The following is a 17,283-nucleotide window of genomic DNA, read 5'->3' as shown; positions in this document are numbered from 1 at the left end:
TTTAATCCGGAATGGTTTTCCGGTCACCGTCGAAAGACGGTTTCGGGGGGCGAATCGACAGACGGCGAAGCCGCAGCGATTGCGCCAACGGAAAAGCGCCACGAGGGCGCTTTTTTCTTTGGTGCGGCCGACGTGTTCCGTTCGTGATCGTGCCCAACTCGATGTGCCGTATACCGCCTCGCGTGCCGGGCACGCCGGCACGTTCTCCTTCGCCTGCCATCTCGGCCGGGCGTCTCTTCCCAAGCTGAATCGAACCTGCCCGACGAGCCGGCGCCACCCGTCCGGGTTCAGCACAATGGACGCTATGCGATTGTGTCGAGATGCCCGAGATGGCACCGTCTACGTCCTACCACGGCGAACGAACAGGGGCGGACGGATGAACGGACGAGGACGGGAGCGCCTGCCGGTGCTGGTGGTCGATGCGCATCCGATCGTTGCGAATGCGATAGGCGGTGCGCTGGTGGACCTCGATGCCCGGCTCGACGTCACGATTTGTCACAGTGCGAGCGGCGCGATGGAAGTGTTTCATCGCGCGCCCGCGTGGTTCCGGATTCTTCTGGATCTTGAGGTGCCTGGCGGCGGGCTGCCGTTTGCGCGGCAGTTTCATGCGTCGGGTGTCGCCGATCGATGCGCGATCGTCACGGCGGGTGTGCGACCGTCGTGGATCGCCGAGGCGAAGCGCCTCGGCATGATCGCCTACCTTGCCAAGGGTGTGCCGCTCGGCGATTTCTCCGACGCACTGCAGTCAGTGCTCGACGGCCGCTCCGCGTATCCGGAGATCGCTGCGCACGCCGAGGCCGACGTGCGGTTGACGGGACGCCAGCGGGATGTGCTGCAGTTGCTCGGCGCCGGGTATTCGACGAAGGAAATCGCGACGGCGCTGACGCTGGCTGTCGGCACGGTCGACAATCACATCGCGAACGTGATGCGGATGCTTGGGGTCAGGAATCGCACGCATGCGATCACGCGAGCGATCGCGCTGGGGATGATCGATGCACGGCAGGGCTTGGGATGGGAAGGCGGGCAGGACGAACCGGTTGCCCGCCAGCGCGATGCGATGTCGCGATGAACGAGCACGTCAATGAGCAGTCGGCACCGTCATTGCCGGCTCAGGTCTATTTCAAGCAAGACCGAATACACGAGAAAACCGACGGTCCCCACGCTCCATTTGAACAGTTCCCATGTGCCGAGCATGTACAGCGCCAGTGCGGACAGTACGGAAAATACGAGGCCTCTGACTGCTCCGCCAGCCAGGATGCCGATCCATCCCCCTCCCAGGCGAGGAGCAAGCGGACCGAGAAAGATGCCGTGCCGAGCCAGTTTTTTCAGGGTTGCAGCGAGGGTTTTGCTTTTCATTGCCTGACGGACCGCGTGGTCGATTCGGACAGGGCCTGATTTCGGCGGTGCCGTCCAACCCGGGGCCGGTCGGTGCGTGTCGGGGTTAGCGTCGATGAACCCATTGGCCGAGCACTTCGCCTGCCAGCATGACGACAAACATCACGGCAGTGGAAGCGAGCCACGACGAAAGTGTTCCGATATCGGTGACGCCGAGTACGACGGCATGGATGATTGCGAACAGCGCGGTTTTTGCTGTGGCGGCCATGACGATTCCCGTGCACCCACCTCCGAAGCGGCGTGCAAGTGGATTGAAATGAATCCAGCGGATCATGAATCGTTTCACGGCATCCATTGCGATTGGGTTTTCGTCGGTTTTAGTCGATTCGAGCATTCTGACGGGGCGCGATGTCAGTGCCGATTTTTTGGGCTCGCGCGAAATTCCTGCCAGATCGAGTAAAGAAGTGCGGACGAGCTGACGATTAGCCATCCAAAGATATTTTCCGATGAGAATGCGTGGAACAGAATTGCATACGGTATCGAAACGATTGCCGACCGGATGATCGCGGCAAGGACGATACCTTTCCAGCCGCCTCCGAAACGGGGAGCCAGAGGGGCAAGAAAAACGCCATAGACCCAGTATCTCTTGAGGATATCGGTGACCGTGCTGAGTTTCATTGGATCGAGCGGTTTGGTTCAGGACACATCTGGCCGAGTACGCAAATCGCCCCGACCGGGTCGATCGGGGCTTCGATCTGGGTCAGAACCGGCAAATTCAGCTTTGGGAGAGGAAGTTGCCGCCGCCAGCGAGAATCGCCATTTGAGGGCCGGCCAGCGCCCCCAATGCCGTTGCGATCGCGAGGTCGGCGAGATTGATCGGATTCGGATTGAGCGTGCAGGTAATCGCGCCGCTGGCTTGGTTGATTTCGTCCTTCGTCAGAACCCGCATGAGTCAAGTTTCCTTTGAATGCGAGAAAACCGATCGGCCATTCCGATTGACTGTCTCGGCCTCAAACTTAACAGCGGCTCAATCGTCTGAAAATATGGAATTTCTCACGGTTTTTTCGAGATAATTCGGCGGAAGACGGGCTGTCTCTCGGGCGACGCGAGCGCCAGCCGCCCCGTCCGGCGAATCGATGCTTCGATGCAGGTCGAAGGAATCAAGGAGCCGACGTGCCGCGCTCTCGAAGGACGGAGCTTGCCGAAAAGAGCCTTCGATGTTGAGGGGAGCGAAATCCGGTGTATTCGTTCGACGATGCGACGAATCCGCAAACCGGCGAAGGCATGCCGCGCCGGATGCCCTTCCGATGCGACGCTCGCGGGTGACGCGGCCTTGCTCGAGAAGCGCTGCACGTAGGCGCAAGAGGCGCCAGTGGAAGTGGAACGACTTAAGCCCCTTCGTCGGCCTGCAGCGCGCCGGGCGCCACGACGTCGACGCCCGCCGCCTCGAGCGCCGCGCGAATCCTTTTCGCGAACGCCAGCGCATGCGGCCCGTCGCCATGCAGGCAGACGGTCTGCGCATTGAGCGGCACCCATTCGCCGCTCAATGCGCGCACCTGCCGGTTGCGCACCATGTCGAGCGTGCGTGCGAGCACCGCCTCTTCATCGTCGATTAACGCGCCGGGCAGGCTGCGCGGCACCAGCGAGCCGTCCGCGCGGTAGCCGCGATCGGCGAACACTTCCTCCACCGCCGCGAGCCCCGCATGTCGCGCGGCCGCGATGAACACGCTGTTCGCGAGCCCGAACACCGCGAGCGACGGATCGAAGTCGTGGATCGCGGACACCACCGCGTCGGCGATCATCGGATCGCGCGCGGCCTGGTTGTACAGCGCGCCATGTGGTTTCACGTGTGCGATGCGCCCGCCCTCGGCCTGCGCGATCGCCGACAGCGCGCCGAGCTGGTACAGCACGCCCGCGTAGATGTCGCCGGCCGGCAACTGCATTTCCTTGCGGCCGAAATTCTCCGGATCGTGAAAGCTCGGATGCGCGCCGATCGACACACCTTTCTGCACGGCCCAGCGCACGCAGTCGCGCATCGCATTCGCGCCGCCTGCATGCCATCCGCATGCGATGTTCGCCGACGTGACGAGGTCGAGCAGCGCCTCGTCCGATCCGCATCCTTCGCCGAGATCGGCATTCAGATCGATTTCCATGATGTTCCTCGTCCACTGGTTGCGTGGCGCGTCCTTCGTGCCGCTTCCGTCATTGTCACGCCGCGCGCGATTGGGCGCCGCGGCGCGCTTCCTCGCGCATCTCGATCGCGACGTCGATCTGCCGCAAGTACGCCCGTTCCGCGACGAGGGCGGCGCGCGCGGCGTCGAGCGTCGTGCGCACGAAGCGGATCGGCAGGTTGAGCCGCGCCTGCGCGAGCTTCCACAGGTCGGCGCGGATCACCGTGCCGATCTTCGGGTAGCCGCCGGTGGTCTGGGCGTCGTGCATCAGCACGATCGGCTGGCCGTTCGGCGGCACCTGGATCGTGCCGGGCAGCACCGCATGCGACAGCAGCTCGACCGGGCGCTCGCGCACGAGCTCGGCGCCGGCGAGCCGATAGCCCATCCGGTTGCTGTTCGCGGTGACGAGCCATTCCTCGTCCCAGAACGCCTGCTGCGAATCGGCCGCGAACGACCCGTAGTCGGGGCCCGGCAGCACGCGCACGGGCATCGCCCACGGCGCGTGCGCGGGGCGGTGGCGGCGCGGCGGCTCGTCGACGCGCACGAACGCGCACCACGCCGGCGCCTTCACGCCGAATTCGGGCGCATCGGCCGCGAGGCAGCCCGCGCCGGCCGGCGGCACGCCGACCGGGAGCCGGTCGCCGTCGCGCAGCGCGCGGCCGCCGAGGCCGCCGAAGCGCGACGCGAGATCGGTGCTGCGCGAGCCGAGCATCGGCAGCACGTCGATGCCGCCCGCGATGCACAGGTAGCCGCGCATGCCCCGTTTCGCGGCCGGCAGCACGAGCGTCTGCCCGGCGCTGACCGGCAGGCTCCACCATGAGTACACGGGCTTGCCGTCGAGCGTCGCGCCGAATTCGGTGCCGGTGATCGCGATGCGCGTGGCGCGCGTGAAGCGGAACGTGGCGGGGCCGATCGTGATTTCGACGGCCGCCGCGTCGGGGCGGTTGCCGACGAGCCGGTTGCCGACCTCGAGCGCGAGGCCGTCGAGCGCGCCGCCCTGCGCGACGCCGAGATGGCGCGTGCCGCGGCGCCCGAGATCCTGCACGGTCGACAGCGGGCCGGCCCGCACGACCTCGATGGTGCCCGGTGCGTGGCTCTGGGTCATCGTGGGTCGACTCCCGCAATGGTGAAGCGGACGCGGTCGCCGGGCAGCAGCAGCGTCGGCTGCGGCCGCGCCGGATCGAACAGCGACTGCGACGTGCGGCCGATCAGTTGCCAGCCGCCGGGCGACGTGGCCGGGTAGATGCCCGTCTGCGCGCCGCCGATGCCGACCGAGCCGGCCGGTACCTCGAGGCGCGGCGCCGCGCGGCGCGGCGTGTGCAGCGACGCGTCGAGGCCGCCGAGATACGCGAAGCCCGGCTGGAATCCGACGAAGAACACGACGTAGGTACCGGCCGCGTGGCGCGCGACGACCTCGTCGGCCGACAGGCCCGTGTGGGCGGCGACGGCGGCCAGGTCGGGGCCGGCGGCCCCGCCGTACTCGACCGGGATCTCGACCTCGCGGCCGTCCGCGTGCTCGATGTCGGCCGTCTCCCAAGCGTCGCGCAGCGCGGGCGTGAGCGAGTCGGCCGTCGCGGCGAGCGCGTCGAACACGATGGTCAGGTTGTTCATGCCGGGGACGACGTCGATCACGTCGGGCCACGCGCGCGCGGCCTCGGCCACGGCCCAGACGCGGCGCTGGCAATCGAGCGTGGCGGGCGGCGGCACCTCGCAGACGAGGGCGGCATCGCCGAGCGGATAAATGCGGGGTTGCGTCATCGGACTGGCACGGTTCGGACGGCAATGTTAGCGCACATTGTCGACAAAATATCGACAACTTATCAATAAGCGTTTTTGCCTAGCCCGTCGGCCGGGGCTTCTGGCGTACACTCGGGCACATCCTGTCATCCGGCTTGCGCCGCCTTTCCATGAAGCGTCCTGCGACCAAGATCGTGTCATCCGAACACCTCGTTTCCGATTCGAGCGCGGAGCTGTCGGAGCTCGAATACGGGCTCATCATGGCCGGCAACGCGTTCAACCGCTGGATGGTCCGCTGCATGTCGGCGGCGGGGGCGAAGGACATGACGGCGGTCGAGGTCTCGCTGCTGCATCACGTCAGCCATCGCGAACGCAAGAAGAAGCTCGCCGACATCTGCTTCGTGCTCAATATCGAGGATACGCACGTCGCGACCTATGCGCTGAAAAAACTGATCGCCCGCGGCTACGTGAAGAGCGAGAAAAGCGGCAAGGAAGTGTTCTTCTTCGCGACCGACGCGGGCCGCGACCTGTGCCTGAAGTACCGCGAGGTTCGCGAGCACTGCCTGATCGAAACGCTGAAGGACAGCGGCCTCACCAACGAGCAGATCGGCGACGCGGCGCAGTTGCTGCGTCATGCCTCGGGCCTCTACGACACGGCCGCGCGCGCGGCGGCATCGCTGTAAGCGTTGGCGGAAACGCTCGCGGAAACGCTCGGGCGCCGCGCCGCGCTCGCAGGCCGGCGGCGACGGTCGCTGCGGCCGCAGCGGCATTATCCGGCGGCCGGATAAAGCGCGCCGTCGGTGACGATCCAGTGCAGCGCGAGATCGTGCGCTTCGGCCGGCAGCGCATCGACTCGGCACGCTTCGTACGCGATGCCGACCGTCACGGGCAGCGCGTCGCCCGGCCACGCGGCGAGCGTGCGGTCGTAGTAGCCGCCGCCGTAGCCGAGCCGGTAGCGCTGCGGATCGAATCCCACGCACGGAATCAGCAAAAGATCGGGCACGACGACGATTCCCGACGCCGGTTCGGGAATCCGGTGATGGCCTTCGCGCATCGGCGTGTGCGTGTCCCACGCGTGGAACGCGAGCGGCGTGTGACGCTCGCCGATCACCGGCAACGCGGCGCACCGGCCGGCCCCCGCCGCGCACCAGGCGAGCACCGCGTCGCGCGCATCGAATTCGCCCGGCAGCGGCCAGTAGAACCCGACCGTGCGCGGCGCCAGACGGTCGAGCAGCGTGCGCAGCCGCGCGTCGAGCGCGGCGTTCGCGGCGGGCTGCGACGCGGCGTCGCGACGGGCGCCGGACAGCGTTTTGCGCAGCGCAACCTTCGGGTTCGGCACAGGGTTGCGTGCTATGCTTTCGCTCACTTCGTGCTCCATTCATAACGATGTCGAACAGCCTTTTTCGAGTATATCGCGCGGTCGCGCTGATGCTTTCGGCCGGCGCGCTCGTCGCGGGCACGGCCGCGTGCGCCGCACCGAACGACGACACGCTCCCCGGGGATGACCAGATCTTCGTGCAGCTTCGCGAAGCCGCACGCCGCAACGACGCCGCGAAGGCCGCGCAGCTCGCGTCGATGATCCCGAACTATCCGGTTCCGTCCTACGTCGAGTATTTCCAGATCAAGCCGCAGCTGTTCGATTCGACGGGCCGCGCGCGTGTCGATGCGCCGGACGCGCCCGTGCAGTCGTTCCTGCAGCGCTACGACGGCCAGGCGATCGCCGATCGGCTGCGCAACGACTACCTGCTCGTGCTCGGCGCGCGCCACGACTGGCGCAATTTCGACGATCAGTACAAGCGCTTCGTGCTCGACGACGACACGCAGGTCAAGTGCTATGCGCTCGAATCGCGCGCGGCGCGCAACGAGAACGTCGCCGACGCGGCGCGCGCGCTGCTCGTCGAGCCGAAGAACTACGGCGATGCGTGCGTCGACCTGATCACCGCGCTCGCCGTGAACCAGCAGTTCACGAGCGACGACGTGTGGCAGCAGGCGCGCCTCGCGTACGAGCAGAACTACACGACGCTCGGCGGCAAGATCGTCGATGCGCTCGGCCCGCGCCCGGCCGGTTTCGACCAGGCGACGAGCGCGCCGCCGCTGTACCTCGCGCGCGGCGTCGGCCCCGATGCCGCGTCGCATCAGCTCGCGCTGATCGCGCTCGGCCGCATGGCGCGCAACGATCCGGACGCCGCCGCCGGGATGCTGACGACGGTCGCGCCTTCGCTGACCAAGCAGGAACAGGCGATCGCGTGGGGCGCGATCGGCTACCAGGGCGCGATCAAGCGCTCGCCGATGGCATCGGTCTGGTATGCGAAATCGGCGAACGCGCCGCTGTCGAACCCGGGCTACGAATGGCGCACGCGCGCCGCGCTGCTCGCCGGCAACTGGCCGATGGTGCGCTGGTCGATCGAGCAGATGCCGCCGTCGCTGCGCAACGATCCGGCGTGGATCTACTGGCATGCGCGCGCGCTCAAGCAAAGCGGCGACACGCTGCAGGCGAACCAGGAATTCGAGCAGGTCGCCGGCCAGTTCAACTTCTACGGGCAGTTGGCCGGCGAAGAGCTCGGCCAGCGCACGACGATCCCGCCGCGCACGAAGGTGAGCGATGCCGAGATCGATGCGATGGGCAAGATCCCCGGCTTCGCGCTCGCGCAGCGTTTCTACGCGCTGAACCTGCGCCTCGAAGGCAATCGCGAATGGAACTGGCCGCTGCGCGGGATGACCGATCGCCAGCTGCTCGCGGCCGCCGAATACGGCAAGCGCGTCGAGCTGCTCGACCGCACGGTCAACACGGCCGACCGCACGAAGGCCGAGCACGACTTCACGCTGCGCTATCCGTCGCCGTACCGCACGACCGTCGAGCGCTACGCGCAATCGACGGGCCTCGACGTCGAGTGGGCGTACGGACTGATCCGCCAGGAATCGCGCTTCATCATCAGCGCGCGTTCGTCGGTGGGCGCGGGCGGCCTGATGCAGTTGATGCCGGCGACGGCCCAGATGGTCGCGAAGAAGCTCGGCCTGGGCACGATCTCGCGTGCGCAGATGCACGACATCGACACCAACATCCAGCTCGGCACCTGGTATCTGGCGGACATCTACAACAACTTCGACAGCTCGCCGGTGCTCGCCACCGCCGGCTACAACGCGGGCCCGGGCCGGCCGCGCCAGTGGCGCCAGGTGTTGACGCAGCCGGTCGAAGGCGCGATCTTCGCGGAGACGATTCCGTTCAACGAGACGCGCGACTACGTGAAGAACGTGCTGTCGAACACGGTCTACTACGCGGCGCTCTTCGAGGGCAAACCGCAGTCGTTGAAGAAACGTCTAGGCATGATCTCGCCCTGATAAGCAATCTTCACACTGCCGCGCGAGACGCGGCAGTGTTTAAGGGGCTGTTCACGCTAATAACGGGCTTGCGAACGAGCCTGGCCGGCTGCAGTGCAAGAAGCAAGGAGCGCCGATTGGCCGGGCCAAACAAGCGACGCGCGACGCCGCAATGCGGTCGGCCAGGTTCGTTCCCCTGACCTGGAAAAATCATGAATGGGGCTGGCCGCCAGAAGGGCCGCTCGCTGCGTCATGCTCCTTGCGAATACGTCGAGTATTCGCTTCGTCGCAATCCTTGCGCTCGGCCCTTCTGGCGGCCAGCGCAAGCCCGTTATTAGCGTGAACAGCCCCTCGGAGGTCCCGAACATGGATCGCCACACCGTCGCGCTGCTGGGCGGCACCGGCTTCATCGGCAGCCGGCTCGTCAATGCGCTGATCGAGGCCGGCAAGCACGTGCGGATCGGCACGCGGCGGCGCGACCACGCGCGCCACCTGCAGATGCTGCCGGTCGACATCGTCGAACTCGATGCGCTCGACACGCGCACGCTCGCGCGCTTCGTCGCCGGCGCGCACGCGGCGATCAACCTGATCGGCGTGCTGCACGGCGGCCGCGGCACGCCGTACGGGCCGGGCTTCGAGCGCGCGCACGTCGCGCTGCCGGCCGCGCTGGCCGCGGCATGCGTCGAGGTCGGCGTGCGGCGCGTGCTGCACATGAGCGCGCTCGGCGCCGATTCGCACGGCGCGAGCATGTACCAGCGCTCGAAGGGCGACGGCGAAGCCGCGCTGCATGCGGTTGCGGCCACCGATTCGCTCGCGCTGACGATCTTCCGTCCGTCGGTCGTGTTCGGCCCGGGCGACGCATTCCTCAACACGTTCGCGAACCTGCAGCGCACGGTGCCCGTGCTGCCGCTCGCGATGCCCGACGCGCGCTTTCAGCCGGTATTCGTCGGCGACGTCGTGCGCGCGTTCGTCAACACGCTCGATCTCGCGGCCGCGCACGGCAAGACTTACGAACTCGGCGGCCCGACTGTCTACACGCTCGAGCAACTGGTGCGCTATTGCGGCACGCTGGTCGGCCGGCAGGCACGCATCGTGCGGCTGCCCGACGCGCTTGCGCGGCTGCAGGCGAGCGTGTTCGAATGCCTGCCCGGCGAGCCGGTGCTCACGCGCGACAATCTCGCGACGATGTCGGTGCCGAACGTGCTGTCGGGGCCGCTCGCGCCGGAACTCGGGATCTCGCCCGCGAGTCTGGAAAGCATTGCGCCCGCGTATCTCGGCGAAGCGACCAGGCGCTCGCGGTTCGACTGGTTCCGCTCGCGTCGCTAGCGCCCGCGCGCGGCGCCGCGGGTCGGCCCTTTTCTTTGTTTGCGTTTTTCGGAACCCCATCATGAAGCTCGTCATCGGAGACAAGAACTATTCGTCGTGGTCGATGCGGCCGTGGCTGCTGCTCGCGCATTTCGGCATCCCGTTCGACGAGATCGTGGTCGAGCTGCGCCGCGACGACTCGGCCGCACGCATCCGCGAATACTCGCCGACCGGCAAGGTGCCGTGCCTGATCGACGATCACGGCATGGCGATCTGGGATTCGCTCGCGATCGCCGAGACGCTCGCCGAGCGCTATCCGCAATTCCCGATGTGGCCGGCCGACCCGCTCGCGCGTGCGCATGCGCGCTGCGTATCGGCCGAGATGCATTCGGGCTTCACGGCGCTGCGCACGCAGATGGGCATGAGCATCCGCGCGTCGATGCCGGGGCGCGGCGCGACGCCCGAGGCGCTCGCCGACGTCGCGCGCATCGACGCGCTGTGGAACGAATGCATCGCGGCATCGGGCGGGCCGTTCCTGTTCGGCGAATTCGGGATCGCCGATGCGATGTATGCGCCCGTCGTGATGCGCTTCAACACGTATGCGCCGGCGCTGTCGCCGGAGGCGGCCGGCTATGCGGCGCGCGTGACGGCGCTGCCGGCGGTGCAGCGCTGGATCGATGCCGCGCGCCGCGAAACCAACGTGATCGCCGAATACGAACCCCAGCCATGAACATCTACGCAGTAGGCGGAGCGATCCGCGACGAATTGCTCGGCGTGCCGGTGCAGGACCGCGACTACGTGGTGGTCGGCGCGACGCCCGAGCAGATGACCGCGCAGGGCTTCCGGCCGGTCGGCAAGGATTTCCCGGTGTTCCTGCATCCGCAGACGCAGGAGGAATACGCGCTGGCGCGTACCGAGCGCAAGACGGCGGCCGGCTATCACGGCTTCCAGTTCCATTACGCGCCGGACGTGACGCTCGACGAGGATCTCGCGCGGCGCGACCTGACGATCAACGCGATGGCGCGCGAGGTGAGCCCGGAGGGTGCGCTGGTCGGCCCGGTGATCGATCCGTTCGACGGGCAGGCCGACCTGCGCGCGCGCGTGTTCCGGCACGTGAGCGACGCGTTCGTCGAGGATCCGGTGCGGATCCTGCGCATTGCGCGCTTCGCCGCGCGGTTCGCGGATTTCACGGTCGCAAACGAAACGCTCGCGCTGATGCGGCGGATGGTCGACGCGGGCGAGGTCGACGCGCTCGTGCCCGAGCGCGTATGGCAGGAGATCGCGCGCGGGCTGATGGAGGCGAAGCCGTCGCGGATGTTCGCGGTGCTGCGCGACTGCGGCGCGCTCGCGCGCATCCTGCCCGAGGTCGACGCACTGTGGGGCGTGCCGCAGCGCCCCGATTACCACCCGGAAGTCGACACCGGCGTGCACGTGATGATGGTCGTCGACTACGCGGCGAAGCAGGGCTACTCGCTGGCGGTGCGCTTCGCGGCGCTCACGCACGATCTCGGCAAGGGGACGACGCCTGCGGACGTGCTGCCGCGCCACGTCGGCCACGAAAGCCGCAGCGTCGAGCTGCTCAAGCCGTTGTGCGAGCGGCTGCGCGTGCCGAACGAATGTCGCGATCTCGCGCTGGTGGTCGCGCGCGAGCACGGCAACCTGCATCGCGTGATGGAAATGGGCGCGGCCGCGCTGGTGCGGCTCTTCGAGCGCAGCGACGCGCTGCGCAAGCCGGCGCGCTTCGCCGAGCTGCTGCAGGCCTGCGAAGCGGATGCGCGCGGCCGGCTCGGGCTCGATGCGCAGCCGTATCCGCAGGCCGAGCGGTTGCGCGTCGCGCTCGCGGCCGCGCGCAGCGTCGATGCCGGCGCGATCGCACGCGGCGTCGGCGCCGACACGGAGAAGATCAAGGAAGCCGTGCATCGCGCGCGGATCCAGGCCGTCGCGCAGGCGCTCGCGATCGGCGAATAGTCGGCGCGCGACCGCGCGCGCGGCATGTGCGCCCGTCGGCCGTTACGGTTTCTTGTTGCGCGCCGGCGTCGCGGCCGCCGGGCGTTTGCCGGCGGCCACGCGCGGTTTCGCCGATACCTTCCTGTCGGCTGCGTCGACCTTGGACGGCCGTGCCGCGGCAGCGTCGCGATCATCCCGTTTGGGCGCCGGCGCGCGGCGGCTCGCGCGCGACTTGCCGGGCTTCGACTGCCTGATTTCCGCCGTCGCGGACACGGATTCCGCCGAACTGTCGTCGAACAGCGGCAGCGTGCTGACGGTGATCAGCTCGGCCGGCCCGTCGCCGACATTGGCCACGCGATGCCGCTTGCGCGCGTCGAAGTGCAGCGAATCGCCGGGCGCCAGCGGGTAATTCTTCTTGCCGACCGTGTAGCAGATGCGGCCGGCCAGCACGTACACGAATTCGTCGCCGCCGTGCGCGACCCATTCCGACCGGTAGCCTTCCATCATCTGCACTTTCAGTGCGTTGATCTGGCTGCCGTCGAACGTGGTGGACAGCCGCTCGTACCACTGCGACGCGGCGTCGAGCGCATACGGCTTGCGGCTGCCCTCGTGCGAATCGGGCTGCACTTGGCGCGGCTGCGCGATCAGCGTGCCGAGCGGCACGCCCAGCGCCTTCGCGACGTTGACGAGCGACGACAGCGAGATGCCCGTCAGATGGCGCTCGACTTGCGACAGGAACCCGACCGACAGGTTCGCCTCGGTCGCGACTTCCAGCAGCGTCTTCTTCGCTTCCCGGCGCAGGCGGCGAATGCGCTGGCCGATACGCATGAGGTCTGAATCCATGAATCTCTTTCGTGGCAACGAGTCGGGGCGCGGGCGCAGCGGCGGGGCGGTCGCCGGGGCGGAGGCCGGCGCATTGTACCGCGCGGCATCGCCGCGCGAATCGGGAATCGGCGTTGTGCCGGGATCCGCAGGCCACGCGCCGATTTTAGTCCTACGAAAATTTTGGCTTGACCTCGATTTCGGCCTGCTCTAGATTCTGTCGCGCATCAAACAAAGTTAAGTGAGACGAAAATTTCCCGAGGGCGGCCGCCGGAACCGCGGTGCGGCCCGGCCGCGCGTCGCGCCAGGCGCGACCTGGGCCGCGGCGACGTGCGCGGGCGGGCAGGCGCGATGCCGCGACGCGCCGCCGGCCGCCGACAACAATGAATAACGGGCATCCGATGATCGATCGACTGAAATACAGCTTTTCCGGCCTTCCCCCGTACGACGCGTCCGTCGCCGAGACCCAGGCCGGCCTGTCGCGCCTGCTCGATGCCGCGCGACTCGACGCGGTGGTGATCACGTCGCAGGACGAATACGTGACCGAGTACCTGCCGCGCAGCAACAACCCGCGCTACGCGGTGTCCGGCTTCGACGGCTCGGCCGGCTGCGGGATCTTCCTGAGCGCGGCGACCGCGCAGGCGCTCGGCGTGCCGCCGTTCGTGCTGTTCGTCGACGGCCGCTATCACTTCCAGGCCGACGAGCAGTGCGATCCGGCGCGCGTGCGGGTGGAGAAGCTCGGCATCGACGTGACGATCTGGCAGGCGATGGCCGACTGGCTGGTCGCGCATGCGAGCCGGCTCGCGCGGGTCGGCTACGACGCGCGGCGGATCAGCGTCGCGCAGCGCGACCGGCTGTTCGATGAGACGCAGGCCGCGTCGCTCGACTGGGCGAGCCTCGCCGATCGCGAGATCGATCGTGCGATCGCGCTGCCGGGCTGGAACGTCGAGCGGCCGATCTTCGAGATCCCTGCAACGGTGACCGGCGTGAGCGTCGCGCAGAACCTCGACGCGCTGAACTGCCGGCTCGCCGCGCATACCGGCGCGGCGGACGGCAAGACGGCGTTCTTCACCTGCGCGTCGGACGATCTCGCGTATCTGCTGAACAGCCGCGGCTATCACATCCCGAATACGTCGTCGCACCTCGGTTTCCTGTTCGCGATCGGCGATCAGGTGGCGCTGTTTTTGCCGGAAGGCTGCGACCGCTGCGAGGTCGCGCTCGATTCGTATCCGGCGCTGCACGTGATCCGCCGCGACGTCGCCGCGCTCGAGCGCTTCCTCGCGCAGTTCGCGGTCGAGCACGTGTGCTATGGCTTCGAATCGGTGAACTGCGCGCTCGTCGACGCGGTGAAACGGGTGTGGCCGCACGCGCGGCACGCCGATTTCAACCCGGTCGAGGCGATGCGCGCGAGCAAGACGTCGGCGGTGCTCGCGCACTTTCGCGACGCGTTCGCGCGCAGCTCCGCGGCGATCGCCGAGACGATGCGCTGGGCGAAGACCGGCGAGCCGGGCGTGCGCCACACCGAGTACGACCTTGCGCGCACGATCAACGACGCGTACGGCGCACGCTCGGCGGTCGCGCTGTCGTTTCCGTCGATCGCGGCGAACGGCGCGAACAGCGCGTTCGCGCATTACACGGCGGCGAGCGCCGACGTCGAGCTGACCGAAGGCGAACTCGTGCTGCTCGACAGCGGCGCGTACTACGAAGCCGGCTTCGCGACGGACTGCACGCGCGTGGTGCTGCGTCGCACGCGGCCGGACACGGTCGCGCAGCCGTGGCAGCGCGAGATATACACGGTCGCGCTGAAGGCCTGCATCAAGGGGCTCGTCGCGCGCTTTCCGGCAAGCGCGACGGGCGGCGACGTCGATGCGCTGGTGCGGCAGGTGTGTCGCGATCATGGCTACGATTTCGGCCACGGTACCGGGCACGGCGTCGGGATTCACGTCCACGAGGGCGGCGTGCGATTCGCGCCGGGCGCGCGGTACGGGCTGGTGCCGAATGCGGTGATTTCGGTCGAGCCGGGCATCTACCTTCCGGGCAAGGGCGGCGTGCGGATCGAGAACATCGTGATCGTGCGGCCGGACGACGCGCAGCCGGGCACCGTGACGTTCGAGAACGTCGTGACGGTCGGCTACGACTGGGATCTGATCGATCTCGACCTGCTGGACGACGCCGAGCGCGCGTATCTGCGCGACTACGAGCGGCTGTGCGCGGAGCGCGGCACGCAGGTCACCGCGTGTCCGCTGTTGTAACGACGGGGGAGGCAGGGGCGCGGCCGCCGGGCGGCCGCGCGGCGCGACGTCAGCGCGTCAGCGCCGAGACGCGTCCGTCGGGGCCGTACACGCCGGCCGGCGCGGGCGCCGAGCGCAGCACCGCGAGCGCGCGCTCGTTGTAGTCTATCCGGATCCGGATCAGCATCCCGTTGTTCGCATTGGCTTGGCGCGCGCGTTCGGCGGCCTGTTGCAGCAGTTGCCAGCGGCCCGCGAGGCGTGCATCGCGCTCGGCCGCCTGGTCCATGCCTTTCTTGCCGGCCGGAAAGCCGAGCGCGGAAAGCTGCGTGTCGCGCGTGCGTTCGAGCTGCGCGAGCCGGTCGATCAGCGCGCTTTTCTTCTCGACGATCCCGGGCAGCATCTCGAGCGGCTCGGCCGTCGTCAGCGCCTTTTCCTCGTAGACGAGCAGGGACGCGAACGCTTCGACCGTCGCGTGTTCGTCGTTGACCGTGGCCAGCAGCTCTTCTCTCATCGCGTCATGCTCGTCGCGCCGGTGCGTGCAGTGCTGCGCGCGCCGGCAAACCGGGTGAACCGGCCACGAGGCCGGGATTAGCTGCCCTGCGGGCGCTGCTGCTGCAGCAGTTCGCGGGCGGTGTTCAATACGCCGTCGGCAATCTTGTTCGCGTCGATCGTCAGCGTGCCGTTGTTCAGCGCGTCCTTGATCGACTGGACCAGGCCCGTGTCGATATCGGCGTCGCCCGACGCGGATACCGAACGCAGCTGGCCCGACAGACCCGACAGGTTCACGGTCGTGTCGCCGCCGGTCGATCCAGCGTCGGCTGCCTGCCCGGACGACTGGGCCGTGCCGGACTGCGCACGGGCCGCGCCGGTGCCGGTCGGCGCGAGGGGGCTCGGTTTCGGAGTGGAATCGATCTTCACGATGGGTTTCCTGTACGGTTTGACCCAGATAACGGCCGGGTCGGCCCGAACTTTAGCATCGCGCGCCCGAAATGCTCCGAATAAACAATTCTTTACATTCTTGCGGCAGATCCGTCCCTACAGCGGAATTTCGACGGTGCCGGCGTCCTTGACGATTGCCGTGACGATCTGCCCGGCCGCCATCCGCACCCGCACCGACTGGCCCGGCGCCGCATTCGCGAGCGCGCTGCCCTCCGCCGAAATCGTGAAGCCGGGGCCGGCCGCGACGACCCGCACCGTCTGGCCGGCCGACACCGACGCGGCGCTCTTCAGCATGTCCTGCCGCAGCGGCAGGCCGGCCGAGATGCGCGCGAGGGCGGTCGCGCCGATCGCCTGCGCCGGATCGGTGATCACCGCGAGCGGCAGCACCGTCAGGTCGCCGTCGCGCGCGACGAGGTCGGCCGCGGACAGCGGCTCGCCGGGCGCGATCTGGCGCGCGGCGACGTAATAGGTGGCCTGCACGGCGACCTTCGCCTGCAGGTAGACGGTCCACGGCCGCTCGCCCGCGCAGCGCACGCCGACCGTCGTGCGGCCCCACAGGCGCGCGCCGGTCGGCAGGAACGGTTCGAGCGTCGTGCACGCGGCGAGCCCGCGCGGAAAGGCGGTCGTGACGGTCGCGGTGGTCTTGCCGGGCAGGCCGGCGATCTGCTGCTGCAGGAACGCGAGCGCCGCGCGCCGGATCGTTTCGGGGTCTTGCCGGCCGGGCGGCGTCGGCTGTGCCGTGGGCTCGGCCGCCGCCGGTGCACGCGGGGCCGGCGCGGATGAAGCGGCGCGCGCCGCGGCGATGCGGGCGGCAAGCGCCTGCCGGGGGGGCGACGCGGATTCGGCGGTACCGGTGCCGGCAACGACGGTCGCGACACCGCCGGGATCGACGGCGCGCGGCGCGCCGTAAGCGGCGTTTGCGGCATTCGCGCGGGCTGCTGCGTAGACGGGGCGTGGTGCTGGCGCCGGTACCGGCGCAGGGGCCGGAACGCTCGTCACCGCCATCGATCCGGCCGGCTGCGCCGTGTAGCCGTTGGCGGTCATGCCGACGGCGCCGGGCATGCCGGAAGCGCCGCCGGCGGCCGCACCGGCCATGCCGATCAACCCGCCGGCACCGCCCGCCGCGACACCCGCCGCACCACCCATGGCCGCATCCGCGCCCGTACCCGCGCTCGTCCCCGCTTTCCCGCCGAACTGCCCGCCGCTCGCCGCATTGGCGTGCGCGAGCGCGGTCTCCGCCGTCTCGCCGCGGCCGGGAATCACGATCGTCCCGTCGTCCGCGTGCGCGGCCGGCACCGCGGCCCACAGCGCCGCGGCGAGCGCGAACGCACGGCGCAGGCGCGTGCCGCGTCCGGCGTATTCGCGAAATGCGCTGCGTGCCATTGCCGTGTCCTCGAAGCCGTTGATCCGATTCGCATTCTAGGGAGGCGAGCCGTCGCGCAAACGATGAATAGAGGGGGGCTTTGCCGCGTTATTCG

Annotated in this window: 18 protein-coding genes; 7 read left to right on the top strand and 11 right to left on the bottom strand. The window is 68.5% G+C overall.

Features of this window, described 5'->3' with window-relative positions; all coding sequences use genetic code 11:
- Window positions 1-295 precede the first annotated feature (295 nt).
- Window positions 296-1,069, top strand: a complete 774-nt coding sequence (locus WS54_RS28920; protein WP_236872777.1) for a response regulator transcription factor — start codon at window positions 296-298, stop codon at window positions 1,067-1,069.
- Window positions 1,070-1,098: 29 nt separating this feature from the next.
- On the opposite strand, the gene WS54_RS28915 is transcribed toward WS54_RS28920, so the two are convergent.
- From WS54_RS28915 to pxpB, 6 genes are all read right to left on the bottom strand, one after another.
- Window positions 1,099-1,356: a hypothetical protein gene (locus WS54_RS28915; RefSeq protein WP_059780792.1), complete on the bottom strand. Its 258-nt coding sequence runs from the start codon at window positions 1,354-1,356 to the stop codon at window positions 1,099-1,101.
- Between the two features lie 85 nt (window positions 1,357-1,441).
- Window positions 1,442-1,825: a hypothetical protein gene (locus WS54_RS33805; RefSeq protein WP_159086712.1), complete on the bottom strand. Its 384-nt coding sequence runs from the start codon at window positions 1,823-1,825 to the stop codon at window positions 1,442-1,444.
- Between the two features lie 285 nt (window positions 1,826-2,110).
- Window positions 2,111-2,284 carry a hypothetical protein gene (locus WS54_RS34050; protein ID WP_179955214.1) on the bottom strand — a complete coding sequence of 58 codons (174 nt, stop codon included), beginning with the start codon at window positions 2,282-2,284 and terminating at the stop codon, window positions 2,111-2,113.
- A gap of 439 nt (window positions 2,285-2,723) precedes the next feature.
- Window positions 2,724-3,488, bottom strand: coding sequence for a 5-oxoprolinase subunit PxpA (pxpA, locus tag WS54_RS28905; RefSeq protein ID WP_034208618.1), 765 nt, complete (start codon window positions 3,486-3,488; stop codon window positions 2,724-2,726).
- Between the two features lie 55 nt (window positions 3,489-3,543).
- Complete coding sequence (locus WS54_RS28900) at window positions 3,544-4,611, bottom strand: biotin-dependent carboxyltransferase family protein (protein ID WP_059780794.1); 1,068 nt, start codon at window positions 4,609-4,611, stop codon at window positions 3,544-3,546.
- On the bottom strand, window positions 4,608-5,264 hold the full coding sequence (gene pxpB, locus WS54_RS28895) for a 5-oxoprolinase subunit PxpB (RefSeq protein WP_059780795.1): 657 nt from the start codon (window positions 5,262-5,264) through the stop codon (window positions 4,608-4,610). The genes WS54_RS28900 and pxpB overlap by 4 nt, the downstream gene beginning before the upstream one ends.
- 149 nt (window positions 5,265-5,413) lie before the next feature.
- On the opposite strand from pxpB, the gene WS54_RS28890 reads away from it, so the two are divergent.
- The gene (locus tag WS54_RS28890) at window positions 5,414-5,926 is read left to right on the top strand and encodes a winged helix DNA-binding protein (RefSeq protein WP_011546427.1); all 513 of its coding nucleotides are present in this window, start codon (window positions 5,414-5,416) and stop codon (window positions 5,924-5,926) included.
- A gap of 86 nt (window positions 5,927-6,012) precedes the next feature.
- Here the strand turns inward: WS54_RS28890 and WS54_RS28885 are convergent, their stop codons facing one another.
- Window positions 6,013-6,621 carry a 5-formyltetrahydrofolate cyclo-ligase gene (locus WS54_RS28885; protein WP_059780796.1) on the bottom strand — a complete coding sequence of 203 codons (609 nt, stop codon included), beginning with the start codon at window positions 6,619-6,621 and terminating at the stop codon, window positions 6,013-6,015.
- 8 nt (window positions 6,622-6,629) lie between these two features.
- Between WS54_RS28885 and WS54_RS28880 the strand changes: the two genes are divergently transcribed.
- The 4 genes from WS54_RS28880 to WS54_RS28860 all read left to right on the top strand — a co-directional run bounded on the left by WS54_RS28880 (window position 6,630) and on the right by WS54_RS28860 (window position 11,834).
- Complete coding sequence (locus tag WS54_RS28880; RefSeq protein ID WP_059780797.1) at window positions 6,630-8,582, top strand: lytic transglycosylase domain-containing protein; 1,953 nt, start codon at window positions 6,630-6,632, stop codon at window positions 8,580-8,582.
- A 345-nt stretch (window positions 8,583-8,927) separates the two neighbouring features.
- Window positions 8,928-9,887, top strand: a complete 960-nt coding sequence (locus WS54_RS28870) for a complex I NDUFA9 subunit family protein (protein ID WP_059780798.1) — start codon at window positions 8,928-8,930, stop codon at window positions 9,885-9,887.
- Window positions 9,888-9,948: 61 nt separating this feature from the next.
- Window positions 9,949-10,596, top strand: a complete 648-nt coding sequence (locus WS54_RS28865; protein ID WP_034208612.1) for a glutathione S-transferase family protein — start codon at window positions 9,949-9,951, stop codon at window positions 10,594-10,596.
- Window positions 10,593-11,834: a multifunctional CCA addition/repair protein gene (locus tag WS54_RS28860; RefSeq protein WP_059780799.1), complete on the top strand. Its 1,242-nt coding sequence runs from the start codon at window positions 10,593-10,595 to the stop codon at window positions 11,832-11,834. Before WS54_RS28865 ends, WS54_RS28860 begins: the two co-directional genes overlap by 4 nt.
- 42 nt (window positions 11,835-11,876) lie before the next feature.
- Here WS54_RS28860 and WS54_RS28855 read toward each other — a convergent pair whose 3' ends face one another.
- Window positions 11,877-12,656 carry a helix-turn-helix domain-containing protein gene (locus WS54_RS28855; protein WP_059780800.1) on the bottom strand — a complete coding sequence of 260 codons (780 nt, stop codon included), beginning with the start codon at window positions 12,654-12,656 and terminating at the stop codon, window positions 11,877-11,879.
- A 380-nt stretch (window positions 12,657-13,036) separates the two neighbouring features.
- Here WS54_RS28855 and WS54_RS28850 point away from each other — a divergent pair, with 380 nt between their 5' ends.
- Window positions 13,037-14,887 carry a M24 family metallopeptidase gene (locus WS54_RS28850; protein ID WP_034208609.1) on the top strand — a complete coding sequence of 617 codons (1,851 nt, stop codon included), beginning with the start codon at window positions 13,037-13,039 and terminating at the stop codon, window positions 14,885-14,887.
- A gap of 49 nt (window positions 14,888-14,936) precedes the next feature.
- Here WS54_RS28850 and WS54_RS28845 read toward each other — a convergent pair whose 3' ends face one another.
- From WS54_RS28845 to flgA, 3 genes are all read right to left on the bottom strand, one after another.
- On the bottom strand, window positions 14,937-15,377 hold the full coding sequence (locus tag WS54_RS28845; RefSeq protein ID WP_059780801.1) for a flagella synthesis protein FlgN: 441 nt from the start codon (window positions 15,375-15,377) through the stop codon (window positions 14,937-14,939).
- A gap of 77 nt (window positions 15,378-15,454) precedes the next feature.
- On the bottom strand, window positions 15,455-15,784 hold the full coding sequence (flgM, locus tag WS54_RS28840) for a flagellar biosynthesis anti-sigma factor FlgM (protein ID WP_027785676.1): 330 nt from the start codon (window positions 15,782-15,784) through the stop codon (window positions 15,455-15,457).
- Between the two features lie 117 nt (window positions 15,785-15,901).
- Window positions 15,902-17,188, bottom strand: coding sequence for a flagellar basal body P-ring formation chaperone FlgA (flgA, locus tag WS54_RS28835; RefSeq protein ID WP_059780802.1), 1,287 nt, complete (start codon window positions 17,186-17,188; stop codon window positions 15,902-15,904).
- Window positions 17,189-17,283 lie beyond the last annotated feature (95 nt).

The organism is Burkholderia sp. NRF60-BP8 (assembly GCF_001522585.2).
Classification (GTDB): domain Bacteria; phylum Pseudomonadota; class Gammaproteobacteria; order Burkholderiales; family Burkholderiaceae; genus Burkholderia.
This window is presented reverse-complemented; position numbering and strand designations above follow the sequence as displayed.

What these genes read in the sequence shown, in the direction of transcription:
- WS54_RS28920 (WP_236872777.1), top strand. Translation starts at nt 296, where the DNA reads ATGGACGCTATGCGATTGTGTCGAGATGCCCGAGATGGCACCGTCTAC.
- WS54_RS28915 (WP_059780792.1), bottom strand. Translation starts at nt 1,356, where the DNA reads ATGAAAAGCAAAACCCTCGCTGCAACCCTGAAAAAACTGGCTCGGCAC.
- WS54_RS33805 (WP_159086712.1), bottom strand. Translation starts at nt 1,825, where the DNA reads ATGGCTAATCGTCAGCTCGTCCGCACTTCTTTACTCGATCTGGCAGGA.
- WS54_RS34050 (WP_179955214.1), bottom strand. Translation starts at nt 2,284, where the DNA reads ATGCGGGTTCTGACGAAGGACGAAATCAACCAAGCCAGCGGCGCGATT.
- pxpA (WP_034208618.1), bottom strand. Translation starts at nt 3,488, where the DNA reads ATGGAAATCGATCTGAATGCCGATCTCGGCGAAGGATGCGGATCGGAC.
- WS54_RS28900 (WP_059780794.1), bottom strand. Translation starts at nt 4,611, where the DNA reads ATGACCCAGAGCCACGCACCGGGCACCATCGAGGTCGTGCGGGCCGGC.
- pxpB (WP_059780795.1), bottom strand. Translation starts at nt 5,264, where the DNA reads ATGACGCAACCCCGCATTTATCCGCTCGGCGATGCCGCCCTCGTCTGC.
- WS54_RS28890 (WP_011546427.1), top strand. Translation starts at nt 5,414, where the DNA reads ATGAAGCGTCCTGCGACCAAGATCGTGTCATCCGAACACCTCGTTTCC.
- WS54_RS28885 (WP_059780796.1), bottom strand. Translation starts at nt 6,621, where the DNA reads ATGGAGCACGAAGTGAGCGAAAGCATAGCACGCAACCCTGTGCCGAAC.
- WS54_RS28880 (WP_059780797.1), top strand. Translation starts at nt 6,630, where the DNA reads ATGTCGAACAGCCTTTTTCGAGTATATCGCGCGGTCGCGCTGATGCTT.
- WS54_RS28870 (WP_059780798.1), top strand. Translation starts at nt 8,928, where the DNA reads ATGGATCGCCACACCGTCGCGCTGCTGGGCGGCACCGGCTTCATCGGC.
- WS54_RS28865 (WP_034208612.1), top strand. Translation starts at nt 9,949, where the DNA reads ATGAAGCTCGTCATCGGAGACAAGAACTATTCGTCGTGGTCGATGCGG.
- WS54_RS28860 (WP_059780799.1), top strand. Translation starts at nt 10,593, where the DNA reads ATGAACATCTACGCAGTAGGCGGAGCGATCCGCGACGAATTGCTCGGC.
- WS54_RS28855 (WP_059780800.1), bottom strand. Translation starts at nt 12,656, where the DNA reads ATGGATTCAGACCTCATGCGTATCGGCCAGCGCATTCGCCGCCTGCGC.
- WS54_RS28850 (WP_034208609.1), top strand. Translation starts at nt 13,037, where the DNA reads ATGATCGATCGACTGAAATACAGCTTTTCCGGCCTTCCCCCGTACGAC.
- WS54_RS28845 (WP_059780801.1), bottom strand. Translation starts at nt 15,377, where the DNA reads ATGAGAGAAGAGCTGCTGGCCACGGTCAACGACGAACACGCGACGGTC.
- flgA (WP_059780802.1), bottom strand. Translation starts at nt 17,188, where the DNA reads ATGGCACGCAGCGCATTTCGCGAATACGCCGGACGCGGCACGCGCCTG.